Below are 24,400 nucleotides of genomic sequence, written 5' to 3'. Positions count from 1 at the left end.
GCTGTCGACCCGGCCGAGTTGGTAAGAGCCATCTGCTACAAGCTCAAAACGGGCTGCCAGTGGCGCTGGCTGCCCGTGAAGGCCTTATTCACGGGCGAGCCGCTGAGCTGGCAGGGCGTGTACTACCACTTTAACGCCTGGAGCAAGCAAGGAGCCTGGAAAAAGCTGTGGCTCACCAGCTTGCACCTGCACCGGCGCGCCCTCGACCTGTCCAGCGTCCAACTCGATGGCAGCCACACGCTGGCCAAGAACGGCGGGGCCGCGATTGGCTACCAGGGCCGTAAGGCGGGCCGGACGACCAACGCCCTGTTCCTAGCCGACAACCAGGGCCTACCGCTGGCTATGGCCACGCCCCAGGCCGGCAACCAGCACGACACGTTTGAATTGGAACGGGTCTTTGCCGAGTTGTGCGACCTGCTCGAAGCCGCGGAACTGCGCCTGGAAGGCCTTTTTCTCAACGCCGACAAAGCCTTTGATGTCACCGCCTTGCGCCAAGCGTGTGCGCGGCGCGGCATTGAGGCCAACATCCCACGCAACCGACGCTCGGCCGACTGGCAGACCGACGACGACACGCCGCTGGACCCGGAACTCTACCGCCGCCGTCTGGTCATTGAGCGCCTCAACGCCTGGCTCGACGGCTTCAAGGCCTTGCTCGTGCGCTACGAAACAGCCTGCAAAACTGGATGGCCCTGCACTGGGTGGCCTTCACGGTGCTACTGCTCCGTAAAATTGTCCCGCCTCCCACTTCCTAAACAGCTTCTAAAAATGCGGACTCTATTCTGGAATTAGTTACCGATTTATACTCTTCCCGAAATATCAACGTGAAGAGTATCATCGACCTGCACAAACACTCCAATTTGAGCATTGAAGAGCTGGCCGCCTTGTGCAGCCTGAGCGTATCGGCGTTCAAGCGGGCATTCAAAAAAATATACAACGACAACCCCACGCACTATTTCATCAGTGAAAAGCTAAAGAAGGCCAAAGAGCTGCTTACCATCTCTGACTTTTCGATTGGGGAAGTTGCCTACGAATCCGGGTTTAACGACCCGTTGTATTTCACCCGATTGTTTAAGAAAAAAGAAGGCGTGACGCCCAGTGCGTACCGGGCCGCGCATGCGCTGCATGTGGCTGAAAGCACTGTCGCCGCCACAGTATAATGCCCGCTGTGGGAGGGCAGCCCGGCCACCTGGTGCCGGGGCTAGCCCCTGGAAATGCCCCGGCAGGGCAGCCGTGGCCCGAATGTCCATAACGTAGAACGCATTGTCCATCTGGCCGCTTTGGGCGTCTGGTACCTTTGTATCAAGCAAGCTGCCTATCTCAAAGGCCGGTCCTTTGTGCGGCTCTTATTCATCGCTAAAATCAAAAACTATGAGCACTTTCCCCATTCACACCATCGAAACGGCCCCTGAAAACAGCAAGCCGCTTTTGGAAAATTCACTGAAGTCGTTTGGCATGATTCCCGGCCTGCACGGCGCGCTGGCCGAATCCCCCGGCTTGCTCGAAGCCTACCAGATGCTGCACAAGTTATTCACTGAGTCGTCGTTCGACAACGACGAGCAGACGGTGGTGTGGCAGACCATCAACGTGGAGCACGAGTGCCACTACTGCGTGCCCGCGCACACCGGCATCGCCCACATGATGAAGGTAGACCCGGCCATCACCGAGGCGCTGCGCAACAACACCACACTCCCCACCGAGAAGCTGCAGGCGCTGCACGAATTCACCCTGCTGATGGTGCGCAATCGCGGACGCGTATCGGAGCAGGAATTGGAGGCGTTCTACGCTGCTGGCTACACCCAGCGCCAGGTGCTGGACATCATCCTGGGCATTTCCCAGAAGGTCATCAGCAACTACACCAACCACGTAGCTAAAACGCCGGTAGACGCGCCCTTCCAGAAGTTTGCCTGGCAGCCGGCAACGGTCTAAATCCAGTGGGTTTCCGAGCGGGTATTGACCCCTCTGGTCTACCCATTGCTTGCCTGAGTATTGACCCAAAAAGCCGGCTTGCCGGCTTTTTGTGCGTCTGGCCGGTGGGTGCCGCTGCAGCACCTTTTTAGGAGAGGGGTGTAGTCGCCGTCGGCAGCGGCTCGGCCAGCGTGGTGGCTACCTGCATCTGCGCGTGCAGGGTGCGGTGCACGGGGCATTTTTCGGCTATTTCCAATAGCCGCAGCCGCTGCACGTCGCTGAGGGGACCAAGCAACTCCATCACGCGCTCGATGCGTTCGTGGCCGCGGCTGACCACGGTGTGCGAGAGGTGGACGCGCACCTCCGCCAGCGGCCACTTTTTGCGGTCGGCGTACAGGCGCAGGGTCATGGCGGTGCAGGCGCCCAAAGCGGCCAGCAGCAGGTCGTAGGGGCTGGGGCCGAGGTCGGTGCCGCCCACGGCCACCGGCTCGTCGGCCACCAGGGCATGGGCCCCGGCCCGCACGTCGGTGCGGAGCGTGCCGGCCCGCAGGCCCACCACCACCGGGTGGGTGGTAGACAGGGCCTCGGCGGGCTCCGGCTGCGCCAGGTAGCGGCCGGCCCAGGAGCTGATGAGCTGGCCCACGTATTCGGCGTCGGCGCGGCGGCTGAGCAGGTGGTCGGCTCCGTCGAGCGACACGAAGCTCTTGGGGTGCCGGGCCTGGGTGTAGAGCCGGGCGGCTTGGTCGATGCCCACCACCCGGTCCTGGGGGCTGTGCAACACCAGCAGGGCGCGGCCCGCCCCCGGGGCAACGGCCTCGGTGCTGGCGGCCTCCACATCGGCCAAAAACTGCTTTTTGAGGTGAAACGGCCGGCCCCCGATGCTTACTTCAGCGCTGCCCTCGGCGGCCAGCTCCGCCAGCTGGCCCGCAAAGTGGCGGGTGATGTGTGCCGGCGAGGCCGGCGCGCCCAGCGTGACCACCGCCCGCACAGCCGGAAGCTGCTCGCTGGCGCGCAGTACCGCCGTGCCGCCCCACGAGTGGCCAATGAGCAGCTGCGGCGCGGCGTGGTGCGTGGCCAGGTAGCCGGCCGCCGCCACCAGGTCGGCCACCATCGACGAAAAGTTGGTGTCGGAAAAGTTGCCCTCGCTGTGGCCCAGGCCGGTAAAGTCGAACCGCAGCACGGCGATGCCCTGCTGCTGCAAGGCCCGGCTGATGTGCACCGGGGCGTTATACTCTTTGGTGCAGGTGAAGCAGTGGGCAAACAAGGCGTAGGCGCGGGGCACCGCGCCGCCGGGAGGCAGGTCAAGGCGGGCGGCCAGCTGCTCGCCGCGCTGGTTGGGAACGAGCACTTCGGAGGAATTAGTGGGCATGGTGGCGGAGGTGTTAAAGGAGCGAAAAGGCCAGACCTGGCCGTGGCATCGGGTGGCGTGGGGGTAGGCTCGTTCCGGCCCGCAACCTTACAGCTGGCCTTCAGCCAACAAAGCCGACGGACTCATACAGGCGCTGGGTACGGGTACTAAAAGACTCGGTTAGCGGGTATAGTTTCCCCCATTCTGGGGGCTCGACAAACCCCGCCACCAAGCGCTGCTGCAGAACAGGGGAGTGGGCGTAACCAAAGTGAGACGCAGGGGGCAAAGGATTGGACTCAGAAGCGGGGCCGCTCAGGCAGGATTCAGCCCATTAACACGGGGGCGCCGCCCGTGAGGACCGGCGCGGCGGCTGCTGTCCCCGTCCGCCACGCGTACCAGACCAGCGTGGCGTGGCCCACCACCAGCAGCAGGTGAAACGGCAGCAGGCCATAGTCGCGGTAATACAGCCCCGCGCCCAGCCCGCCCAGGAAGTAAAGCATGAGCAGGCTCTCGGCCCACGGCCACGCGCCCCGGCTTCGGGCGGGCCGGGTGGCGAGTAGCCCGGCAGCGGCGCTGCCCTGCTTGGGCGTGCGCACAAACGGGGTGGTCCGACCCCAGAAGCCCTCCGCTACGGCGCGGGCGTTGTGCAGCGCCAGGCCCATCGACACGGCCAGAAACAGCAGGAACTGCGGCGCAAACCAGCGCCCCGTGGCCCGGCCGCCCGCCAGCCGCCAGGTGGTGTAGTAATAGTAGGTGAGGGGCACGAAGGTGAGCAGAAAGCCCGCCGCCAGCTGAAAAACCGGCCGGAACTCGGGCCGGTTCGCCCGCACCCACACCAGCGGCACGCTCAGCAGGGCCATCACCAGAATCACGGCAAACACACTGCTATTCAGCAGGTGGAAGGTGGCGTGCACGCGGGTGGCCAGGGGCAGGCTGGCCGACCGCCACACCCGGCCCAGGTGCTTGCGGGCCGTTTCGGCGGCGCCCTTGTTCCAGCGGTACTGCTGCGACTTGAGGGCCGCCAGGTGGGCGGGCAGCTCAGCCGGGGCCACAATGTCGGGGCGGTATACGAAGCGCCAGCCGCGCAGCTGGGCCCGGTAGCTCAGGTCCAGGTCTTCGGTGAGGGTATCGGCCTGCCAGTTGCCGGCATCCTCGATGCAGGTGCGCCGCCACACGCCGCCCGTGCCGTTGAAGTTGAGGAAGTGCCCCCCGGCCGCGCGCCCCACCTGCTCCACCAGAAAGTGCGCGTTCAGCCCGAAGGCCTGCAGGCGGGTGAGCAGCGACTCGCTCTCGTTGAGGTGGCCCCAGCGGGTTTGCACCACGCCCACCTCGGGCGCATCAAAATAGGGAAGGGTGCGGCGCAGAAAGTCGGGCGTGGGCACGAAGTCGGCGTCGAAGATGGCCACGAACTCGCCCTCGGTTTCGGTGAGGCCGTGGGCGAGGGCCCCGGCTTTGTAGCCCTGGCGGGTAGCCCGGCGCACGTGGTCGATGCGCAGGCCGCGGTCCTGGTGGTAGGCCACGCGGTGGGCAGCCAGTGCCACGCTCTCGTCGGTGGAGTCGTCGAGGACCTGGATGTGCAGGCGGTCGGCGGGGTAATCGAGGGCGGCGGCGGCGTCGATAATGCGCGCCACCACGGCCAGCTCGTTGTACACGGGCAGCTGCACTGTCACGCGGGGCCACTGCGCAGGCGGCGCGGGTGCGGGTAGCAGCGGGGCCAAAGCCGCGCGGCGCGCCAGCCGGGTCAGCTGCCACTGCGCCAGGCTGAAGCCCAACATAAACATCAGGCACAGCCCATACAGGGCCACAGCCCCTCCTTCCAGAATCAGCATATTTAACAAAAATAGGCGTAATCAGCCTATGATTTGGCTTGGGAATAGCAACGAATCGGCGTAAATGCGCTGGAAGCCGTGGTAGTGGCCTTTGCGCAGGGCGAGCGCGAATTGGTGGTGGGCACTTTTGGCCCAAGCCAGGGCGATGTGCTCAGCCGAGTAAGGGCTGCTTTCATAAACGGAGCTGACCGGCGTCCGGCGCTAGCTACAGTTTGTCCTGCCGAATCAGCCGCCGGTAGAGCCCCACCAGCCGGGGCTGCGACATGCCCAGCCAGTAGAGCCCGGCAATGAGCGTGAAGGCTGCCTGCAGGCGAAACACCCCGTTGTCCAGGTACTTGCGGGCGGAGGTGGTCACAGCCCCCGGTAGCACCTGGAACGGCCCGTGTGCCTGCAGCCGCCGCACAATTTCCTGGTCTTCCATCACCAGCAGGTCTTCGCGGAAGCCGCCTATCTGCTCAAATATCTCACGCCGCATAAACAGGCTCTGGTCGCCAAAGCGCACCAGCAGCAGCGGCAGGCGCGTGCACCAGGCGCTGAAGCGCAGAAACCAATGCCCGTGGTCGAAGGCCAGCCGGTAGCAGCCGCTGCCGTAGCCCTGTTGCTGGGCGCGCCGCAGGTCGGCCACAAAACCCGGCGGGGGGTAGGAGTCGGCGTGCAGGAAGTAGAGAATGTCGCCGCCTGCGTGGCGGGCTCCGTAGTTGAGTTGGGCGGCGCGGCCCTTGCGCGGGCTGCGCACCACGGTAGCACCCGCCCGCTGGGCCAGCGCCGGGCTGTTGTCGGTGCTGCCCCCATCGGCCACGATGATTTCCAGGCCTGGGCAATTGGCCGTGGCCCGGCGCAGGTAGGCCAGCAGCGACTCAATACCGGTGGCCTCGTTATAAACCGGAATAATGATGCTCACGGTGGCCAACGCCAGCCCCGGGCCGGCTGCCCGGGCGGGGCACTGCACTGGTAGCGGAGAAGCAAGTGTGGCAGCAAACATAAATCAGCTTCTGACGGGGCGGCAGCTCCCACCTTTGGGAACTAACAGCAGCCGCAAATATCTTCCCGGGTGCGTTTCAATTGCTTCGTACGCCTGCCCGGCGTGGGGCGTTGCCCGGTCGAGCAAATAACACGGGGCCGGGATGCGGGGTTTTTAACAGCTGTCCTGCGTGGCCGGAATGTCCGGTATTCGGACTTGCTATAAAAAAGCAGCCTCAACAAAGTCGCTTTTGTTATGGTTGCGCTTGAGCGAGAGCCCAGCCTGGGCGCTGGCCCTGCTGCAGCGGCGGGGTAGGCCTTTCCGGGCTTGGTATCACATCTTTTTACATAATTTGGCAACCATGTCCGCCGAAACTACCAACTACCTGCAGCTTGTAGCCGACTCGTTTACGGGCTACGGCAACTACCTGCTCCGGGAGGTGCTGCATCCCAGCTGGGGCAGCTACTTCTACTGGCTGGTGGCCATTTCCCTCGGGTTTTGGGTGCTGGAGCTGGTGTGGCCCTGGCGGCGCGACCAAGGCGCGTTCCGCAAGGATTTCTGGCTGGATGTGTTCTACATGTTCTTCAATTATTTCCTGTTTTCGCTCATCCTCTACAACGCGCTGTCCAACGTGTTCGTCCAGCTCTTTAAGGACGGGCTGGGGCTGGTGGGCATCCAAAATTTGGTGGCCGTGGAAATAGGCGACTGGCCGTTGTGGGCCCGGCTGCTGACGCTGTTTGTGGTGCGCGATTTTATTCAGTGGAACGTGCACCGGCTGCTGCACCGCGTCGATTGGCTCTGGGCTTTTCATCAAGTGCACCATTCAGTGGAGGAAATGGGCTTCGCTGCCCACCTGCGTTACCACCCCGTCGAAACCGTGGTCTACCGCCTGTTTGAGTACCTGCCGCTGGCCCTGATTGGCTTCGGGCTCACCGATTTCTTCCTGGTGCACCTGTTCACCCTGTCCGTGGGTCACTTCAACCACGCCAACCTCTATGCGCCGTTGGGGCCGCTGAAATACGTTTTCAACAACCCCCAAACCCACCTGTGGCACCACGCCCAGGAACTGCCCAGGGCGCGCCGCAACGGCGTCAATTTCGCCCTCACGCTCACCGTGTGGGACTACCTGTTTGGCACCGCCTACGTGCCCACTGAGCAGGCCGACCTGCCGCTGGGCTGGCCCGGCGTGGCGCAGTACCCCGCTACGTTTGTGGCCCAGCAGCTGGAGCCGTTCAGCCAGCTCAAACCCAAGAAGGCTGCCGCGCCGCTGCCGGAGCGGGCACGGGCACGGGCAGCCGGGGCAACCCCGCAGCCGGCAGAGGAGTAAGTCTATTGGCTATCGCTGCTGTTTTCTGCTGACTTAACGCCCTTGCTGCCGTGTCCTTACTTCCCTTTTCTTCTCCCTTGCTGCGCCGCTTCGACCGCTGGGCCGGGCCCGCGCTGGTCGTGGCCGCCCTGGGCCTGCTGCTGCTCGAAACCCGCCGCCCCCTGCGCCGCCGCACCCGCCCCCGGCCCGAACGGTGGCTAAAAAAATGCTCTGGTGGCTGCGCCCGCCCTGCCGGCCATGCGCCTCACGCTGCTGCCGGCCATGGTGGGCTTGGCCCAGACCTGGGCCCCCAGCCGGCCGGTGCTGGCCCGCCTGCCCACGCCCCTGCGCCTGGTAGCCGAAGTGCTGCTGCTCGACTACCTGGGCTACACCTGGCACCGCCTGCTGCACGCGCCGCTGCTCTGGCGCCTGCACCGCGTGCACCACAACGACCTGGACATGGACCTGACCACGGCCTGGCGCTTCCACTTCGGCGAGATGCTGGCCAGCATTCCCTGGCGGGCGGGCCTGCCCGCGCTGCTGGGCGTGCGGCCGGCCACGGTGCTGGGCTTCGAAGCCGTGTTTGAGGCCTGCACGGCCTTCCATCACAGCAACTGGCACCTGCCCTTTGCCATGGAGCACCAGCTGGTGCGCGTGATGGTGACGCCGCGCGCCCACGGCATCCACCACTCGCAGGTGCAGCGCGAAACCGACAGCAATTTCGGCGTCGTGCTCACCCTCTGGGACCGGCTGCACCGCACCCTGCGCCTCAACGTGCCCCAGCAGGCCCTCACCATTGGCGTGCCTGCCTACGTGGAAGCCGCCGAGATGCCGGTTACTCGCCTGCTCTCCCTGCCGCTGGAGCCCCTGGAGCCCTGGGCCCGCCCCGATGGCTCGGTACCAAGCAGGGCAGAGCTGGCCGGCCCGCTGCACGAACTGGTACCGTAAACTTCCTGCAGCCCCCCCGCCGCACGGCCTGGCCCATGCGGCCGCATGGTGTTTGTCTGTAGCTTGAGCGCCGAACCCGCTGGTCGGTTATCCGCCGCTTACCCCAATCTGACCAACCTTAGCATGTCCTCGGCTGCACCCACTTCACTGGCCGAGTTGGCCGGACTTTTTTTGCGCCTGGGTACCACGGCCTTTGGCGGGCCAGCCGCCCACGTGGCCCTGATGGAGGAGGAAGTAGTGCGCCGCCGGGGCTGGCTCACCCAGCAGCAGTTTCTGGACTTGCTGAGTGCCGCTAACCTGATTCCGGGACCTAATTCCACCGAGCTGGCCATTCACATTGGCTACGCGCGGCGCGGCTGGGCGGGGCTGGTGGTAGCAGGCGTCTGCTTTATTTTGCCGGCTATGCTCATTGTCATGGGCTTTGGCTGGGCCTACGTGCGCTTCGGCACGCTGCCGGCTCTTGCCGGTGTGCTATATGGGGTGAAACCCGTGGTTGTGGCCGTGGTGGCGCAGGCGCTCTGGAGCCTGGGCAAGTCAGCCTTGCGCACCTGGGCGCTGCGGCTGGTGGGTGGGGCAGCCTTCGTTCTGGGGCTGCTTGGCGTGCACGAATTACTGTTGCTTTTTGCGGCGGGCCTGGCAACCGGAGCGTTGCGCTGGCCCACACTGGCCCACAGAGCCGTGCCGCCGGCCCTCGTCAAGCTGGTGGGTGCGGTGGGCATGCTGGCGGTGCTGCCGCTACTTCTGGGCCTGGGGGCGGGCGCTGCGCCGGCCGGGGCCGCTGCGCCGCTGGAACTGCTGCCGCTGGGGCTGGCTTTTGTCAAAATCGGCTCGGTGCTCTACGGCAGCGGCTACGTGCTGCTGGCTTTTCTCGACGCCGACCTGGTGCAGCGCTTCCATTGGCTTACCCAGGGCCAGCTGCTGGACGCCGTGGTGGTGGGGCAGGTAACGCCGGGGCCGGTGTTCACCACGGCCACCTTTGTGGGCTACGCGCTGCTGGGCTGGCGCGGGGCACTGGTGGCCACGCTGGGCATCTTCCTGCCGGCCTTTGTGTTTGTGGGGATGAGCATCAAGCTGGTGGCCCAGCTGCGGCAGTCGCCGCTGGCCGGGGCTTTTCTCGACGGGCTGAATGCCGCATCCTGGGCCCTGATGGCGACCGTTTCGCTCACGCTGGCCCGCACCGCCCTGCTGGACCTGCCCACGGTGGCGTTGGCACTGGGCAGCGCATTTTTGCTGCTGCGCTATAAGGTCAACTCAGCCTGGCTGGTGCTGGGCGGGGCCGCGCTGGGCCTCGGGCTGCAACAGGCTGGCCTGGTATAGCTTGCTAGGGTTGTAGCGGCTTACACCCCTTGCCTTTCTACTTTCCTTTGCCCGTCCTCACGCTACTTTGGCAAAAACAGGCTGGCCACGTGCAGGCTGCGGAGCAGGGCGCTTTTCTTGCTTTGATGGGCCTGCATTCGCCGCATGATACCGCCCAGAATCTGCACAGCGGCCATTACCTGGGGGCCTTTGTTGAGCATGACGCACTCGGCACGGTTGCCCATGGCGGCGTCGGTTATTTCGGCCCGCGATGGCATGCCGCCGCTGGCCAGGGTTTCCAGCACCTGCGTGGCCCAGATAACGGGCACATGCGCCGCCTCGCAAAGCCATAGCACCTCTTCCTGCACTTCCGCCAGGCGCTCAAAGCCGCACTCCACGGCCAGGTCGCCGCGGGCAATCATCACGCCGCAGCTTTGGGCCTGCATGGCGCAGAGCAGCAGCGCCGGCAGCTGCTCAAAGCCCCGCCGGGTCTCAATCTTGAGCACAATGGGCAGCACCCGGCTGGTGAGGTGCTGCAGGTGCTGCCGCAACAGCGTCACATCCGCCGGAGAGTTGACAAATGAGAGGCCGACCACATCCGCGTGCTGCGCAATGAAAACCAGGTCCTGCAGGTCCTTCTCCGTCAGGGCCGGAATGGAAAGCTGGCTATCGGGCAGGTTGATGCCCTTGTCGTTGCGCAGCTTTACGCCTTCGGCGCGGGCCTGGGTGATGCGGACGTGCACGGTTTGCGCGGCCACCAGCTCAATTAATCCACCAATTTTGCCGTCGTCAAACCAGATTTGCTCCCCAGGCTGCACCGAGTCCAGCACCTGGGGCAGCGTGCAGCTAATAACCGCCGGCTCAGTCGCGGAGTCGGGCGGGGCAGGGTGGGCAAGGGGCTGATAGGTGAGGTGCAGCAGGTCGCCGGGGCGTAGCAGCAGAAACGAGGGCTTGGCAGGCAGCTCGTGCGGGCTGGCTACTGCGCCGGCTGGCCCCCGAAAGCGGGTAAGGGGCGTGATGTAAGCCGTTTTGCGCAGCTCTACCCAGCAGCCTTCCGGCTCAGGGCTTACCCCGCGCAGCTTCCGCCGGGCCCCGCGCGCATCCTCGAACGAAACCGAGCCGCCGGGGCGCAGGCTCCGCAGCCAGGCGACCGGAAAGGCCAGGGTAGCTGTAGCAGCGGCAGGGGCCGGGCACGGGTGCTCCTGCGCCGTGAGCCATAGGCGGGCAGGGGCTACCACCCGGCCGCTGGCATCGCGTGTGGGTTTCACCCGGAGCACGGCCGGCCCGGGCGGCAGGCCGTGGGTGCGCAGCTTGGGGCCGGCCAGGTCCATGCTCACTTTGCAGGTTTTGCCCAGCTCCTGCTCGGCGCGCCGCAGGTGGCCAATCATGTGGCCCCAGGCCATTGCATCGTCGTGGGCGCAATTAATGCGCATGCAGTCCATGCCTTCGCGCAGCAGGTCGCGCACCAGCTCGTAGTTGGCCGCGGCCTCGGCGGGCATGGTCACCATAATGCGGACGCCGGGGGCTGCCGGGGCCGGTCCCAGGCAGGCATCGCTGTGCCTGGCCAGCAAGCGCGGGCCACTCGCAAAGTCGGGGGCATTTTCCGGGTCGGGTTCGAAGGCATCGGGGGCCAGCAGCGCCTGCACCACGGCCCGCACCGCTTCCACGGTGGCCAGGGCGTGGGCCTCGGCCCGGCCCAGCGACGAGAGGCCCAGCGCAGCGAGCCGCCGCTGCAAATCGCGCCGGTCGTGCTGGCGCAGGGCCAGGTAGTGCAGCAGGTTGCGGGCGCTGTGTTGAAAGGTGGGATGCACGGCCTGTAGCTGCTCATTGGCCTGCTCGGCCAGGGCCAGCATGTCGGTGCGCAGGGCAGTGAGCTCGGCCAGCAGCCGGGTTAGCTCGGGGGCGTGCCGTTGGGCATATGCCGACGGGGTGATAATAGTCTCATTCATGGGCGCGTAAAAACAGATTCGGGTGCCAGGGCTGATGAGACGCCGGTGGCGCACGCAGTTTCAGCAGTTTTTGCTGCTGCTACCCGGCCGGGTTTCGGCCGTGCAAAGCATCCTGCACGAGGCCGGCAAGGTGCTGGGTAGCCAGGGCCTGCTGCCGCGTCAGGTGGTCGAGCTTTTCGTGCATCACGCGCAGCTCCAGCTCGGCCTTGAGGTTAATCATGTAGTCTTTCTTGACCCGGTCCCGGTCTTTTTCCTCCTGGCGGTTCTGGCTCATCATAATCACCGGGGCCTGCAGGGCTGCCAGGCACGAGAGCAGCAGGTTGAGCAGGATGAACGGATAAGGGTCGAAGCTCGGGGCCTGCAACAGCACGACGTTCAGCCCAATCCAGCCCATAATAACGCCGAAAAACAGCAGGATAAAGGCCCAGCTGCCCCCGAAGCGGGCAATGCGGTCGGCCCAGCGCTGGCCCATCGTCGGGGGCGGCTCCTGCTCGTCCACCTTATCGGTGAGTGTTCGGCGCTCGTGCACGTTGCTGAGCACCGTTTCCTCCAGCTCCGTCAGCTCGCCTACTTCGCGCACCAGGAAGTTTTCCAGGTAGCGGCGGCGGTACTCGTTGAGCTCCGAGGCCGCCAGCGCGTCTTCCCGGGTAAAGCCTGGAAAATCCTGCTGAATGAGCACCAGAATGGGCTGCCGAACCAGCTCGCCGCTGATTCGCTCGCTTAGGGGAAAGGCCAGGCCGGAGCAGGCACTGATAAAGCTATCCATGAAGCCGTGTCTTAACTTGTAATTCGAACCTGGAACCGGAGTCAGGTAGTCGCTGATAAGTAAGAATTTACGACGATTATACCGCTTTTCGCAACCGGACCAGCGCCAGAGCCGTGACGGGCCGCGAGCAGGAGGCGGGTAGTGGCTAAGCAGTTTGCTCCCGAATGGCCCGGATAATGAGGTCGGCGGTTTCGTCGCTGGACACGCCGTAGCCGTTCACCAGCGTGCCTTTCAGGTTGAATCGGGCCGACGAAATAGCGTAGAGCACCGCCGAATCGGCTGGGTCGCTGGGGCCTTCAAAGCGGAAGTGCTGGTCCACCACAAACTCGTGGGGCGACAGTTGAATAGCCGAGCGTTGGCCGGCCAGGTAGTCTCCTTTTAAATTGAAATCTTCGGTGTATCCCTCGGCTTTGAGCTGAGCCAGCGTTTCCGAAAGCGTGAGGAGCGTGTGCATGGACATGGCGGCGGGGAATTCAGGTTCGGGAGCAATGGAGCTTACAATCGCTGTTGCCCCACTGCTCAAAAGGCCGGAAACCTCGCGTCAGGAGGCCGGCAGCAGGCCGCTGATTACGGTGTTGGCATAGCCGGCTGCGGTGGTAAACCCAGGCGCTTCGGCAGCGGGGGGCGCCGCAGCGGTGGGCAGCACCAGCACAGGCACCGGACAGGATTGCAGAAGCTGGGCCGTGATGCTGCGGTGAAACAGGTCGCTGAGGTAGCTGCGCTGGCGGGCCATTACCACCACCAAATCGGCGCGCGTGTCCAGGGCGGCGGCCAGCACCCCCTGCGCATAGTTCTCGTGCTGGTAGCCCCGCAGTTCTGGTACGGGCAGGCCCTCAACCAACCCGCTGGCCTGCACGGCCCGCAGCGCCAGGGCACAGCCTTCGTCGTCCTCCACGCCACTCGAAATGTGGGCCACTACTACCTCCACGCCGGGCAGGGCCAGCAGCGGGCGCAGGACTTCGGCTTCCGGGGCCAGCGCAAACGACTCACGGTCGGCCGCAATGAGGACGCGGCGGGGCGGGTTGTGGGCCGGTGCCGTGGCCGATACCACCAGCAGCGGGTAGCTGCCGGCCCGCAGAATGTCCACGCACGAGGCGAGCAGGTCGGCGGGGCGGTCGTCTCCGCTCTGGCTGAACACGAACAGCGCCGGCTGGTAGCGCAGGGCCAGGTCCTGGGCCACGGCGGGCAGCAGGTCGGTGGCCACTTCCACGCTGGCCGGGCTCAGCAGCCCTTCGGCCTGCCGGGACAGGATGGCGGCCGTATCGGCTTGGCGCGCCAGCTCTTCCTGGTGGTGGCCATGAGCCACCAGGTCGTTGGGGTCAAAGAGGGAGGCCCGGTTGACGTGCAGCAGCACCAGGCGGCCACTCACCGCCTGCGCCAGGTGGTCGGCGTACGCAATAGCGCGGCGGGCGGGCGGGTAGAAACCCGCAAAGACGATGAGGGAGAGTGCCATGTGAAGGAGGTTTTGAAGTGAAATAGCCGTTGGAGGCCGGAGCGAGGCCCTCCGCCAGAACGAGCAGCCCTAAGCCAACCTAGTTTTTCTGCGTGGCCAGCAGCAGCACCGGCACCTGCGTCTGCCGCAGCACCTCGTCGATGACGCTGCCCCCAAACAGCTTGCTTATCCAGCCGTGGCCGGGGTCGAGCAGGACCAGCACATCGGCCGAGAGCTCATTCACGGCCTGCTGCAGGCCGGCCGCGGGCTCTGCTGCCACCACCTGGTGCAAGGTGCTGCCGGCCAGGGCCGGGGTCAGGCCGGAGGCCTGCGCAGCCGTGTACCCGGCGTGGCCGGCCGTGAGCACATCGGGTGAGACAACGGTAGTAGGCACCACGGCTGCATCCAGTGCTGCCAGGAGCGGGCCCAGCGCCAGGGCTTGGGGCGTGAGGGCGAAGGCGTGGTCGCGCACGGCCAGGGCCAGGCAGCGGGGCGGGCGCAGGGCCTCCACCGGTAGGTGCTGGGGCACCAGCAGCAGCGGGTAGCCCGTTTGGTGGGCCAGCGGCAGGGCGCGGTTGCTGAGCCATTCGTCCAGCAAGCCATCGGTGGCCGTGAGGCCGGCCACCACCAGCAGCGGCTGGTGCCGGGCCAGGGCCTCCTCCAGGGCCTCGTCCCAGGGCTGCGCCACGGTGGTGGCGGTGGCGGGCACGGGCATGGCGGCGGCTACTGCTTCCAGCGCGTGGCGCTCCCGCAGCAAGTTCCGGGCATTGGTGGCGTGCATCACATCGCCCACCCGCGCCGTCATGGGCGGAACGGGAGACATGTGCAGCAGGTGCACTTCGGCCCCCAGCGGGGCGGCCAGCACGGCGGCGTAGGCCCGGGCATTTTCGGCGGCATACGAAGCATCGGTGAGAACGAGCAGGTTGGGTTTCATAGTAAAGTGAATTGGGGTGGAAAGAAGGCCCGGCTACTGGCACGCCGGGTGGGGTCGCCCGGTTCCTTTAAATGGTCAGAAACCAAGGGCGCATGCCTTGGGCAGTGACGCCGCGCCGGCAAACAGCGTAAGCACGAAGCTCCCCATTATGGAGGCAGTTCCGAAGCTGCTGCCCCGCCGCACTTCCGGTCGCGCTACGCAGCCCGCCGGTAGCAGAAAGGGTGGCGCAGTAAGGTGCAGATAGTGGCGAGAGGCCGGGGTAGCAAGAAATTTTTCATCAAAAAAAGCCGTGTAGAGCGCCTTTATTGGGGGCAGAGCGCTAAAAGAAGGCAGCAAGTGGACACAAGCAAAAGTCCGTCATAAACGCCGGCCGCGGCATGATGAGAATTGCCCGAACGGTTGATTTATATCAAGCGCCGGCCAACTATTAGTTGCTTCGGCGAAGCAGGCAGTAAACTAAAAGCCCCTATTGCCGGCTAGGCAGCAGTCGGGGAAGATGCGCGGCGGGGTGTGGCTTAGCGGCGGGGCAGCGGTACCGGCGCTAGCCGTGTGGAGAGGCGGTGCAGGCGCACCCCCACCAGCGCCCCAACAAGCAGCGCCGAAAACAGAAAAGTGGGAAACAGCATACAGGTGTGAAAAGGGGCGTGAAATTACCCGGGTGAGAGAAAAACCGACAGCTGATAATCCTACTGGTCAGCTCATTGGGGGCATGTAGTCGGGCTGGTCGGGGGCGTCGGCGGGCAGCAGCAGCACTGGCACGGGGCAGCCGTGCAGTACCTGCGCCGTCACGCTGCGATGAAACAGCCGGCCCAGAAAACTGCGGGGCCGGGCAATGAGAATCAGCAGGTCGGCCTGCTCCTCGGCCACGGCGCGCAGCACTGCGGCGGCCGGGTCGTGGTCGGCATCGTCGTGTACCGACCCCGGCGCGGCCTGGGGCAGCAGCTCCCGCAGCGGCCCGCCCAGCTGCGCGTAGTGGCCTGGCTGCTCAATCCCAGTCGAAGCCTTGCGAACGTGCATCACCAAAAAAGTGGCCTGCCAGCTGGCCAGCAGCGGCGCCAGGGCCAGAGTGCTGGCATTGAGGGCAAAATAATCGTTGTCGACGGCCACCAGCACCCGGCGCGGCCGGCGGGGGGGCGGGCTGGCTTCGGGCACCAGCAGCAGCGGCCGGTGGGTGGCGCGCAGCACGGGCAGCACGTGGTTGCGCAGCAGGTAGTCGAGCCCGTTTTGCTCGGGGCTCAGGCTCATGGCCAGCAGCAGCGGGTGGTAGCGCGCAATGGCTTCCTGCACGGCATCGGCCATGGGGGCCACCAGCACCGTGGCCTCGGCGGCCACGGGCAGGCGTTCGGCCATGGCGTGGAAGGCATCCTCGGCATCGGCCTGCAGCTGGGGGAAGTGGGGCATGGCCACAAACGCCAGCTCAGAGGACAGCAAAGGCACCTGGTAAACGTTGACCAGCGCCAGGCGCACGTGCAGCGGGCTGCCCAGCACGGCGGCGTAGTGGGCAGCCCGCTCGGCCGCAGCAGAGAGGTCGACTAAGACTACAAAGGAAGGCGACATGATAAACTTGGTTCAGCAATCTAATATACAATATTTGTAATATAATTCTCGACGGGCAGCCCCGGTGCCGTACCGCGAAACACGCCACCCCCGGCGGCCCGGAAACCGCCGCAGCCGTAAGCATTACCGCAGCCAGCGCAAATGCCCGTCTGCGCCGGCTGCTGCGTAACCAATGCGCTGGCGCTGCCGTCCGTCTATGGGGGTGCCCCCATGTGCTGCCACGAGAAGCGGATTCGCTTCCTTCGTTGCCACCGCAAGCCGCCTGCCGTGGTGGCCTCAGCCGCTTCCCCGGTCCCACACCAACAGATTTTACCCGCTTCACTACCTTCTAAAACCCGTTCTCATGGCTTCAGCCGAAAAAAATACTGGCCCCGACTTTGCAACCACCGGCATGGCGCTGGCCGAACTGGCCGACGGCGCCATGCTCCGCGGCCACGCCCACGGCGAGCCCGTGCTGCTGGTGCGGCGCGGCTCCGAACTGCTGGCCGTGGGGGCGCTGTGCACCCACCTGGGGGCGCCGCTGGAAACGGGCCTGCTGGTGGGCGACACCGTGCGCTGCCCCTGGCACCACGCCTGCTTCAGCTTGCGCACCGGGGCCGCGCTGCGGCCTCCGGCCCTCGACCCGCTGCCCCGCTGGACGGTGGAGCAGCGCGCGGGCCGTGTCTACGTCACCGGCAAGCAGGAGCAAGGCCCGCAGGCCCCCGATTCGCCCCCCGGCCAGCACCAAAACCGAAGCTCATCCGAAGCAGGTAGTCATAATCGGGGCGGGCGGGGCCGGCAGCGCGGCCGCCGAAATGCTGCGCCGCGAAGGCTACGAAGGCCGCATCACCATGCTCGACGAGGAAACCGACGCGCCCTACGACCGCACCGTGCTGTCCAAGAGCTTCGCGCCCGATAGCGCCCCGAAAGCAGCCCTGCGCCCGGCGGGCTTTTATGCCGAGCACAACATCAATATCATTCGGGGCAAAGTAGCCGCGCTGGACGTGAGCAGCCGCCGCGTGCGGCTGGCCGATGGTGCCACCCACGCCTACGATGCGCTGCTGCTGGCTACCGGCGCCGAACCGGTACGCCTCGATATTCCCGGCCACGAACTGCCCCACGTGCACGTGCTGCGCTCCCTGGCCGACCACCGCGCCATTGTGGCCGGTGCCGCGCAGGCGAAAAAGGCCGTGGTGCTGGGCGCGAGTTTTATTGGGCTGGAAGTGGCGGCCGCGTTGCGTGGACTGGGGCTGGAAGTACACGTGGTGGCCCCCGATGAAGTGCCGCTGGCCAAGGTGCTGGGCCCGGAGCTGGGCGCCATGGTACACCGGCGGCACCAGGAAAAGGGCATCCATTTTCATTTGCCGCAAACGGCCACTTCCATTGAAGCGGAGGCCGTGGTATTGAAAAACGGCGAACGGCTGCCCGCCGACCTAGTGGTGGTGGGCATTGGGGTGCGGCCCCGGCTGGCACTGGCCGAAGCGGCCGGCCTGACCATGGACAAAGGCGTGCTGGTAAACGAATTTCTGCAAACCAGCAGCCCCGGCATCTACGCCGCCGGCGACATTGCCCGCTGGCCCGATGCCCACACCGGGGCGTCTATTCGGGTAGAGCACTGGGTGGTGGCGCAGCGCCAGGGCCAGACGGCTGCGCGCAACATGCTGGGCCACCAGGAGCAATTCGACGCGGTGCCCTTCTTCTGGAGCAAGCACTACAACGTGTCGGTGCGCTACGTGGGCCACGCCGAAAAGTGGGACGAACTGACCACCCACGGCCCGCTGGCCGAGCGCCAGGGCAACGTAGCATTCCGCCAGAATGACAAAACGCTAGCCGTGGCCAGCGTGCAGCGCGACGTAGACAACCTGAAAGCCGAAGTAGCCCTGGAAGCTAATGACGAGGCTGCTTTGGCCAAGCTGCTGCATCCCTCAGGCTCTCTGCATTAAGGTCCTGTCAAAATCAGAACATCATGCTGAGCGCAGTCGAAGCATCTCTACCGCTTAAGTAGGTAGCATCATCCTGCCCGCCCTGCACCTGTGGACCTGCGCAAGCCGCGCTGAGCAGTATGCGCCGTTGGGGCCACCCGCAGACCGTTTAGCATAACGCAGCACAACCCTGTCCGATAATAAAGAAAAAACCTCATTCACAGCTTGTGAATGAGGTTTTTCGTGGTCGTGTAAGGAGTCGAACCTTAAACCTTCTGATTCGTAGTCAGATGCTCTATCCAATTGAGCTACACAACCGTTTCCCGTGATGGGACCGCAAAGGTAAGAGCAAAAAATGCAGCTGCACAAGCCAGGGGCACATATTTCGCAAATATTTTTTCACAAAACACGCAAACCATTATAAATCAGGCTTGGTTTGCCGCCGCGGCGGCGCCTTTGTTGAGGGCACGTTTCAGGGCCTGGTTGAACAGGTAGTAGAGCCCGAAGAACGAGGCCGCTACCAGCACAAACAGCAGCAGCTTGCCGGTGGTGCCGGTGCCGGGGTCTTTGAGCAGCGCAAAAACGTCCTGCGCCTTGGTGCCGAGCCAATAGAAAAACAGGCTGCGCGGCAGCATGCCTGCAATGGAGGCCAGCAGAAACGGCCAGCGCCGCACGCGCATGATGGCCAGCACGAACGTCATGAGGGCAAACGGGGTGACGGGCGACACGCGGGTGAGGAAGATGAGCTGCCAGCTGTCGGTTTTCAGTTCTTTCATCACCGCGTCTACCTTGGGGAAGTGGCTCAGGAAGCCCAGCATTTTGCCGTGGTCGAGCATGGTGGCTATCTGGTAGCCGGTGAGGGCTGCCAGGGCGTAGGCCACCACCATGCCCGGAAAGCCGCTCCAGCCCAGGTAAAAGCCCGTGACCAGCACCACCGCCGTGGTGTTTACCAGGGAAAAAGCCATGGCCACGCCCACCAGCACGAAATAGAGCAGGCTCTGGCTGGTGGTGAGGTTTTCCAGAAACTGCTGGTTTCGGTAGAGAATGAACGTGAGCGACGAGCTGCCCACAATGGGCACCGCCACCAGTAGCAGCATGGACAACAGGGTGGAAAAGTTCTTTTGAAGAAGCTCGCGCAGGAATTTCATAGGCAACGAAGGTAGGGTCGGGGCGACCACAAAAAGGCGGAAAATTCCGCGTCGGGTGGCCCCGCCTGGACCTGTACGCACTGCGGGGCCAGTTGGCTGTTTGGTGGGATAAACGCGGAGGGCGGCATGCATGTCATAACAACCCGCTGGCAGGCCAAATGCCGAACATAACCTTCGGCCCGCGTTTGGGCTTTGCCTTGGCCGGCCTCCGTAACTTGCCGGCCCAAAGCGGCTGGCCCCGGTTTGGCCGCCCTGCTATTTCTTCGTCAAATTCCCGCCTCGTTTCTTATGAAATTCGCCACCAAAGCCATCCACGCCGGCGTGCACCCGGACCCCGCCACGGGGGCCATCATGACGCCCATTTACCAGACCTCGACCTACGTGCAGTCCTCGCCCGGTAAGAATATGGGCTACGAGTACTCGCGCACCCACAACCCCACCCGCACGCAGCTGCAAAACGCCGTGGCCGCGCTCGACAACGGCAAGCACGGCCTAGCCTTTGCTTCCGGCATGGCCGCCATCGACTGCGTGGCCAAGCTGCTGCAGCCCGGCGACGAGGTGATTTCAACCAACGACCTCTACGGCGGCAGCTACCGCATCTTCACCAAAGTGTACGAGCCGTTCGGCATCAAATTTCACTTTGTGCCCATGCACGACATGGAAGCCGTGCGCGCCGTGGCCAACGAGAAAACCAAGCTGATTTGGGTGGAAACGCCCACCAACCCGCTGCTCAACGTCATCGACATTGCGGCCGCGGCCGCCGTGGCCAAGGAGTGCGGGGCCCTGCTGGCCGTGGACAATACCTTCAGCACACCCTACCTGCAAACGCCCATGGACCTGGGCGCCGACATTGTGATGTATTCGCTGACCAAGTACATGGCCGGCCACTCCGACACCGTGATGGGGGCCCTGGTGGTGAACGACGACGAGCTGCACGAGCGCCTGAGCTTCTACCAGAACGCTTGCGGCGGCACGCCCGGCCCCCAGGACTGCTTCTTGGTGCTGCGCGGCCTCAAAACCCTGCACATCCGCATGCAGCGGCACTGCGAAAACGGCCGCGCCGTGGCCGAGTACCTGCGCCAGCACCCCAAAGTGGAAAAGGTGTACTGGCCTGGCTTCGAGAACCACCCCAACCACGCCATCGCGGCCCGGCAAATGCGCGACTTCGGCGGCATGATTTCCTTCGTGCTGAAGGGTGATAAACAAGAAGATGCCATTGCTGTGCTCGAGAAGTTCCAGTACTTCACCCTGGCCGAGAGCCTGGGCGGCGTGGAAAGCCTCAGCGGCCATCCCGCCAGCATGACGCACGCCAGCATTCCGGCCGAGCAGCGCCGCAAGTCCGGCCTGAGCGACTCGCTCATTCGCCTGAGCGTGGGCATTGAAGACGCCGAAGACCTGATTGAGGATTTGGCCCAGGCCATTGGGTAATGCGGAATCATTGGATTGCCGCCGTACTGAGTGTGTTGCTGGGGCTGGCGCATCCGGCTGCGGCTCAGCAGCCGCTCCGCGCAGACGCCGGGCCAACCAGCCGGGCCAATGTGATACTGGTAACAACTACGGCCCAGCCTGAAGTGGTGGTAGCGGCGCTGAGCGAATACTTAAAATTTAACGGTTTCGCGGTGGATACGCTGGACGCGGCCCGTGGCCTGGTGACAACCCATGCACTTGAAGAGGGGCAGACGCTGGCGGAGCAGACGAAAATCCGGGCGGTGCGCGGGGCCAATGGGTGGCGGCTGACGGGCCTCTACCTAATGGGTGGTCCGTTGAATAGTGGCTTCACTGCGTTTTCGGCCATGTTTCTGGGGCTCGACGGGGCACCGTCAAAAGTTGCTTTTCGGCAAGTGGAAGCCGCGGCCCGCGCCATCCCCGGCGGTTCCTTGCGTTATGACCGGGCCAAAGTCCGGTTTGGGGCGTTTACCAAATGGGAAGACGCGCTGAAAATGCCTTGGTGAATTTTCCGGCTTTGTGTGCCTGCCTATTCGCCGGAGGCGGTAGTCCCAAAACCTGATTGAGGACCTGGCCCAGGCCACTGGGTAACCATGCAAGCGGTTGATTTAAACGAATGCCCCGGAGAGATTCTTCGGGGTATTTTTATTGATGGGGCTTCCGGTTCGGCGGGGTTTGGGCCGGTTCGCGGGAATTTGCTTGGGGCCCGGTAGGGGCGGGGCAGGTCTGGGCGGCTGGCCGTAGTGCGCCTGTTCCAAATGAGCGGCAACTCCGGCAGTCGGTGTGCTTCCGGGAGGTGCCGACTTTGTAAAGTGAAGGATTGGTACAATCCCTGTGTGGTGAGGTGTCAGCCCAACAGTTTCTACTGTAGCGCAGCAGCTTGCATACCGGGTACATATGAAAAGCGCCGGATTGCCGTTGTGAGTGGCCTGGTGCTTTTACATTTAGCCCCGACTTCACGCCCCATTCTACGATTATATGCGCTGCCTTTTTCTGCTATTCCTGCCGCTCGCTCACCTTTCGGCCGCTCAGGCAGTGGCGCCTTCGCTGGCTCATACCATTCTGGTGCGCGGCACGGCCGAGCAGGAGCTGGACCCTGAGAAGCTGGATTTGCTGCTTACCTACCGGTTCTCGGACAATGTGAAGGAGAGCGGCCGCACCCAGGAGCAGGAACAGGCCCTGCAGCAAGTGCTGAAGCAGGCCGGCATCGCCGCCGAAAAACTGGTGCTCGAAGACCTGAGTGCCAGCGGCTACGGCGGCATGGCAAAAACCGTCAACGCCACCGTAGCCCTCGTCAAAGTGTACCGCCTGACGCTTGACAACCCCAACATTCTCAACAGCCTGGTTCCCCGGCTGGTGCAAACCGGCGCCGACAACCTGCGGGTGGTCAACCTGGAAAGCAGCCGCATGGAAGCCACCAAGCTGGAGGTAGCCGGCCGGGCCGCCGCCGCCGCCCGCCAGAAAGCCCAAATTGTGGTGAAGCAAGCCGGCGGACAGCTGGGCAGCGTGGTAACGCTGGTGGAAATACTGCCTTACAACCCCGCCGACAGCCAGCTCGCCGAATTCCGCACGGCGGGCTACGCGTCAAAAACCAAAGCCAGCGGCGATGGCAGCGGCAACGATATGGCCACCCCCAACCTGCGCAAAATCAAGGTGCAGGCGGTGTACGACGTGGTATTTGAAGTGAAGTAGCGGCTATTGTGCGGTTGCCCGCCCGCCCAAGGCTGCGTGCTGTCAGTAAAGTGATTCGGGAGTTGATGCGTCTATAAATGTCTGGGAGGCCCGTGCTTGCCGGGCCTCCTGTGCACGTGCCGGAAATGAGTTGGAACGAAGGACGCGTGCAAATAAGCGCCCTGCTTTCAAACCAGTAGCAGCGCGAAGTCGTTACTGGTATTATTTACTGTGCTTTCCGGCTCTGTGCCGGCAATATTTTATGTGCTTATCTGCTACCCTGCGCCGGTGGTTCCGCCTAGTGCCCGTTGTGGCCCTGCTGGGACTGGCCGGCTGCGACATGCTGGAATTCAGCCCCAGCGACCACCGCGTGCCGGAGGAATTTACCCGCCTCACCGAAAAAAACCTGGCCAAGCTGCAAGCCCGGCCCTTGGCTGCCGGCGACACCCTGCGGTTTGTTTTTACCGGCGATTCGCAGAAATTCTACGACGAGGCCGAGGAGCTTGTGAAGAGCGTAAATCAACAGCCGGGCATCTCGTTTCTGTTCGTAGCCGGCGATGTTTCCGATTTCGGGCTGGCCCGCGAACTGCGTTGGGTGGACGAGAAGCTGCGCCGCCTCAAGGTGCCGTACCTGACCGTGGTGGGCAACCACGACCTGGTGGGCAACGGCCGCGAAGCCTACCAGCACGTCTACGGGCCGCTGAACTACTCCTTCGTGTACGGCGATACCAAGTTCGTGCTCATCGATACGAACAGCCGCGAGTACAATTTCAACCATAAAGTGCCGGACATTAACTGGCTGCAAACCCAGCTGGCCACCCTAGATGGCGCCCGCCGGCAGGTGGTGATGGCGCACGTGCCGCCCGACGACGGCGATTTTGACTCCACGCTGGAAATCCCCTATGCGCAAGCGCTGGGCACCGCCCCCAACGTGGTGCTGGGCCTGAGCGGCCACAATCACTCCTTTCGCATCGGCGAATACTACGACGATGGCGTTACCTACATCAATTCCGACGCTTTTTCCGAGCATTCCTACGTGGTGGTGACCATGTGGGGCGACCGGCAGTTTCGCATCAAACGGGTCCGGTTCTAATGAAACGCTTCTTCCTCCTTGCCGTTTTGCTGTTGCCTGGAGTAGCTGCTCACGCGGCCACCCCGCCCGATACCAGTGCCGCTGCCGTGCCCCCTGCTCCCCGCAAGTGGTGGCGGCCTGCTCACCTGCTGCTGCAAACCGGCGGCGGCCTGGGGCAGGTAGCTGCCGGCGCGGGCTACGCGCTGGCCAAAAACCGCCTCGAAACCGATGTGCTGTTCGGCTATGTGCCCCGGAAATACGCCGGCTCCACCCTCAGCCTGGCGTCGCTCAAGGTCATGTACTCGCCGTTTCGCCTGCAAGTGGCCCCGAAGGTGCAGGTGCTGCCCCTGACCGTGGGCGCGTATGCCAGCTACACGCACGGCATTGCCAACGACGGAGTGCGGGGACAGTACCCCAAGGACTATTACTGGTTTTCGGTGGATACCCGCGTAGGGCCCCTGCTGGGCGGCCGGGTCACGTATCTGGCTCCGCCACTGGCAGCCACGGGACAGCCCCGCAGGGTCTCGGCCTACTACGAGCTGGGCACCAACGACCTGTACATAGCCAGTTTCTTCGGCAACCTGAACGGGGGATTGGGCTTTGGGAAAATACTTACCCTGGCGCTGGGCGTGAAGGCCGATTTCTAACGGCCGCGCCGTACTGCCGGGCCACTGGCAGCATTATCAAGTAGCTACTCAATAGCAACCGGGTGATGGCGGGCCTTCTGGCTCGGATAACGGAGTGCGCGCTCCCATGCCACCACCCAGGGCGTTCTGCCACATATGCTGCCGCTTTCGCACTGCAGCCGTCACGAATTATGAAACCACTGGCTGCACACCTGTTTGCCGAGCGGCGGCTGTGCTGCATATTACTGCCGATGTGGCTGCGAAGCGCCGCAGCGGGCGCAGAAACCCCTTTTCTTATACTTCTG

23 protein-coding genes and 1 tRNA gene are annotated in these 24,400 nt (G+C 64.2%); 13 read left to right on the top strand and 11 right to left on the bottom strand.

Going from position 1 to position 24,400, the window contains the following annotated elements; genetic code table 11:
• The 3 genes from BEN48_RS05985 to BEN48_RS05975 form a co-directional block, all read left to right on the top strand.
• On the top strand, positions 1–789 hold a 789-nt coding region (locus BEN48_RS05985), incomplete at its 5' end, for an IS5 family transposase (RefSeq protein ID WP_125932499.1).
• Positions 790–821: 32 nt separating this feature from the next.
• Positions 822–1,157 (top strand): helix-turn-helix domain-containing protein, encoded by a 336-nt coding sequence (locus BEN48_RS05980; protein WP_070733693.1) that lies wholly within the window; start codon positions 822–824, stop codon positions 1,155–1,157.
• A gap of 211 nt (positions 1,158–1,368) precedes the next feature.
• The gene (locus BEN48_RS05975) at positions 1,369–1,926 is read left to right on the top strand and encodes a carboxymuconolactone decarboxylase family protein (RefSeq protein WP_070733692.1); all 558 of its coding nucleotides are present in this window, start codon (positions 1,369–1,371) and stop codon (positions 1,924–1,926) included.
• A 127-nt stretch (positions 1,927–2,053) separates the two neighbouring features.
• Here BEN48_RS05975 and BEN48_RS05970 read toward each other — a convergent pair whose 3' ends face one another.
• The 3 genes from BEN48_RS05970 to BEN48_RS05960 all read right to left on the bottom strand — a co-directional run bounded on the left by BEN48_RS05970 (position 2,054) and on the right by BEN48_RS05960 (position 6,064).
• Positions 2,054–3,274, bottom strand: coding sequence for a bifunctional alpha/beta hydrolase/OsmC family protein (locus BEN48_RS05970; protein ID WP_070733691.1), 1,221 nt, complete (start codon positions 3,272–3,274; stop codon positions 2,054–2,056).
• 302 nt (positions 3,275–3,576) lie between these two features.
• On the bottom strand, positions 3,577–5,082 hold the full coding sequence (locus BEN48_RS05965; protein ID WP_070733690.1) for a cellulose synthase family protein: 1,506 nt from the start codon (positions 5,080–5,082) through the stop codon (positions 3,577–3,579).
• A 205-nt stretch (positions 5,083–5,287) separates the two neighbouring features.
• Positions 5,288–6,064, bottom strand: coding sequence for a TIGR04283 family arsenosugar biosynthesis glycosyltransferase (locus tag BEN48_RS05960; RefSeq protein ID WP_083320796.1), 777 nt, complete (start codon positions 6,062–6,064; stop codon positions 5,288–5,290).
• Positions 6,065–6,404: 340 nt separating this feature from the next.
• Between BEN48_RS05960 and BEN48_RS05955 the strand changes: the two genes are divergently transcribed.
• The 3 genes from BEN48_RS05955 to chrA all read left to right on the top strand — a co-directional run bounded on the left by BEN48_RS05955 (position 6,405) and on the right by chrA (position 9,614).
• Positions 6,405–7,370 carry a sterol desaturase family protein gene (locus BEN48_RS05955; protein ID WP_070733689.1) on the top strand — a complete coding sequence of 322 codons (966 nt, stop codon included), beginning with the start codon at positions 6,405–6,407 and terminating at the stop codon, positions 7,368–7,370.
• 213 nt (positions 7,371–7,583) lie between these two features.
• Entirely contained in the window at positions 7,584–8,297 is a 714-nt protein-coding gene (locus tag BEN48_RS05950) for a sterol desaturase family protein (RefSeq protein ID WP_070733688.1), read from the top strand.
• Positions 8,298–8,420: 123 nt separating this feature from the next.
• Positions 8,421–9,614 (top strand): chromate efflux transporter, encoded by a 1,194-nt coding sequence (gene chrA / locus BEN48_RS05945; protein ID WP_070733687.1) that lies wholly within the window; start codon positions 8,421–8,423, stop codon positions 9,612–9,614.
• A 62-nt stretch (positions 9,615–9,676) separates the two neighbouring features.
• Here chrA and BEN48_RS05940 read toward each other — a convergent pair whose 3' ends face one another.
• The 6 genes from BEN48_RS05940 to BEN48_RS05915 all read right to left on the bottom strand — a co-directional run bounded on the left by BEN48_RS05940 (position 9,677) and on the right by BEN48_RS05915 (position 16,231).
• Positions 9,677–11,542 (bottom strand): pyruvate kinase, encoded by a 1,866-nt coding sequence (locus BEN48_RS05940; RefSeq protein WP_070733686.1) that lies wholly within the window; start codon positions 11,540–11,542, stop codon positions 9,677–9,679.
• A gap of 79 nt (positions 11,543–11,621) precedes the next feature.
• Positions 11,622–12,308: a DUF1003 domain-containing protein gene (locus tag BEN48_RS05935; protein WP_070733685.1), complete on the bottom strand. Its 687-nt coding sequence runs from the start codon at positions 12,306–12,308 to the stop codon at positions 11,622–11,624.
• A gap of 145 nt (positions 12,309–12,453) precedes the next feature.
• On the bottom strand, positions 12,454–12,762 hold the full coding sequence (locus BEN48_RS05930; RefSeq protein WP_070733700.1) for a hypothetical protein: 309 nt from the start codon (positions 12,760–12,762) through the stop codon (positions 12,454–12,456).
• An 87-nt stretch (positions 12,763–12,849) separates the two neighbouring features.
• Complete coding sequence (locus tag BEN48_RS05925) at positions 12,850–13,761, bottom strand: universal stress protein (protein ID WP_070733684.1); 912 nt, start codon at positions 13,759–13,761, stop codon at positions 12,850–12,852.
• A 79-nt stretch (positions 13,762–13,840) separates the two neighbouring features.
• Positions 13,841–14,674 (bottom strand): universal stress protein, encoded by an 834-nt coding sequence (locus BEN48_RS05920; RefSeq protein WP_070733683.1) that lies wholly within the window; start codon positions 14,672–14,674, stop codon positions 13,841–13,843.
• Positions 14,675–15,367: 693 nt separating this feature from the next.
• Positions 15,368–16,231 (bottom strand): universal stress protein, encoded by an 864-nt coding sequence (locus tag BEN48_RS05915; RefSeq protein ID WP_070733682.1) that lies wholly within the window; start codon positions 16,229–16,231, stop codon positions 15,368–15,370.
• Positions 16,232–16,574: 343 nt separating this feature from the next.
• On the opposite strand from BEN48_RS05915, the gene BEN48_RS19630 reads away from it, so the two are divergent.
• Both BEN48_RS19630 and BEN48_RS05910 read left to right on the top strand, forming a co-directional pair.
• Positions 16,575–17,129 carry a Rieske 2Fe-2S domain-containing protein gene (locus BEN48_RS19630; protein WP_241502191.1) on the top strand — a complete coding sequence of 185 codons (555 nt, stop codon included), beginning with the start codon at positions 16,575–16,577 and terminating at the stop codon, positions 17,127–17,129.
• Complete coding sequence (locus tag BEN48_RS05910; RefSeq protein ID WP_241502190.1) at positions 17,026–18,153, top strand: NAD(P)/FAD-dependent oxidoreductase; 1,128 nt, start codon at positions 17,026–17,028, stop codon at positions 18,151–18,153. Before BEN48_RS19630 ends, BEN48_RS05910 begins: the two co-directional genes overlap by 104 nt.
• Before the next feature lie 223 nt (positions 18,154–18,376).
• Here the strand turns inward: BEN48_RS05910 and BEN48_RS05905 are convergent.
• Together BEN48_RS05905 and BEN48_RS05900 are read right to left on the bottom strand one after the other, a co-directional pair.
• A tRNA-Arg gene (locus tag BEN48_RS05905) sits at positions 18,377–18,450 on the bottom strand.
• A 107-nt stretch (positions 18,451–18,557) separates the two neighbouring features.
• Positions 18,558–19,280, bottom strand: coding sequence for a TVP38/TMEM64 family protein (locus tag BEN48_RS05900; protein ID WP_070733681.1), 723 nt, complete (start codon positions 19,278–19,280; stop codon positions 18,558–18,560).
• A 288-nt stretch (positions 19,281–19,568) separates the two neighbouring features.
• On the opposite strand from BEN48_RS05900, the gene BEN48_RS05895 reads away from it, so the two are divergent.
• The 5 genes from BEN48_RS05895 to BEN48_RS05875 all read left to right on the top strand — a co-directional run bounded on the left by BEN48_RS05895 (position 19,569) and on the right by BEN48_RS05875 (position 24,116).
• Positions 19,569–20,708 (top strand): cystathionine gamma-synthase, encoded by a 1,140-nt coding sequence (locus tag BEN48_RS05895; protein ID WP_070733680.1) that lies wholly within the window; start codon positions 19,569–19,571, stop codon positions 20,706–20,708.
• Positions 20,708–21,232, top strand: coding sequence for a hypothetical protein (locus BEN48_RS05890; protein WP_070733679.1), 525 nt, complete (start codon positions 20,708–20,710; stop codon positions 21,230–21,232). Before BEN48_RS05895 ends, BEN48_RS05890 begins: the two co-directional genes overlap by 1 nt.
• Positions 21,233–21,704: 472 nt before the next feature.
• Positions 21,705–22,418, top strand: coding sequence for an SIMPL domain-containing protein (locus tag BEN48_RS05885; RefSeq protein WP_070733678.1), 714 nt, complete (start codon positions 21,705–21,707; stop codon positions 22,416–22,418).
• Positions 22,419–22,659: 241 nt separating this feature from the next.
• A complete protein-coding gene (locus BEN48_RS05880) occupies positions 22,660–23,490 on the top strand; it encodes a metallophosphoesterase family protein (protein WP_070733677.1) in 831 nt (276 codons plus the stop codon).
• A complete protein-coding gene (locus BEN48_RS05875; protein WP_070733676.1) occupies positions 23,490–24,116 on the top strand; it encodes a hypothetical protein in 627 nt (208 codons plus the stop codon). Before BEN48_RS05880 ends, BEN48_RS05875 begins: the two co-directional genes overlap by 1 nt.
• The last annotated feature ends 284 nt before the right edge of the window (positions 24,117–24,400 follow it).

It is taken from the genome of Hymenobacter glacialis, assembly GCF_001816165.1.
Lineage (GTDB): Bacteria > Bacteroidota > Bacteroidia > Cytophagales > Hymenobacteraceae > Hymenobacter > Hymenobacter glacialis.
The sequence above is the reverse complement of the archived record's forward strand: the minus strand, read 5'-3'. Positions and strand labels throughout refer to the sequence as shown.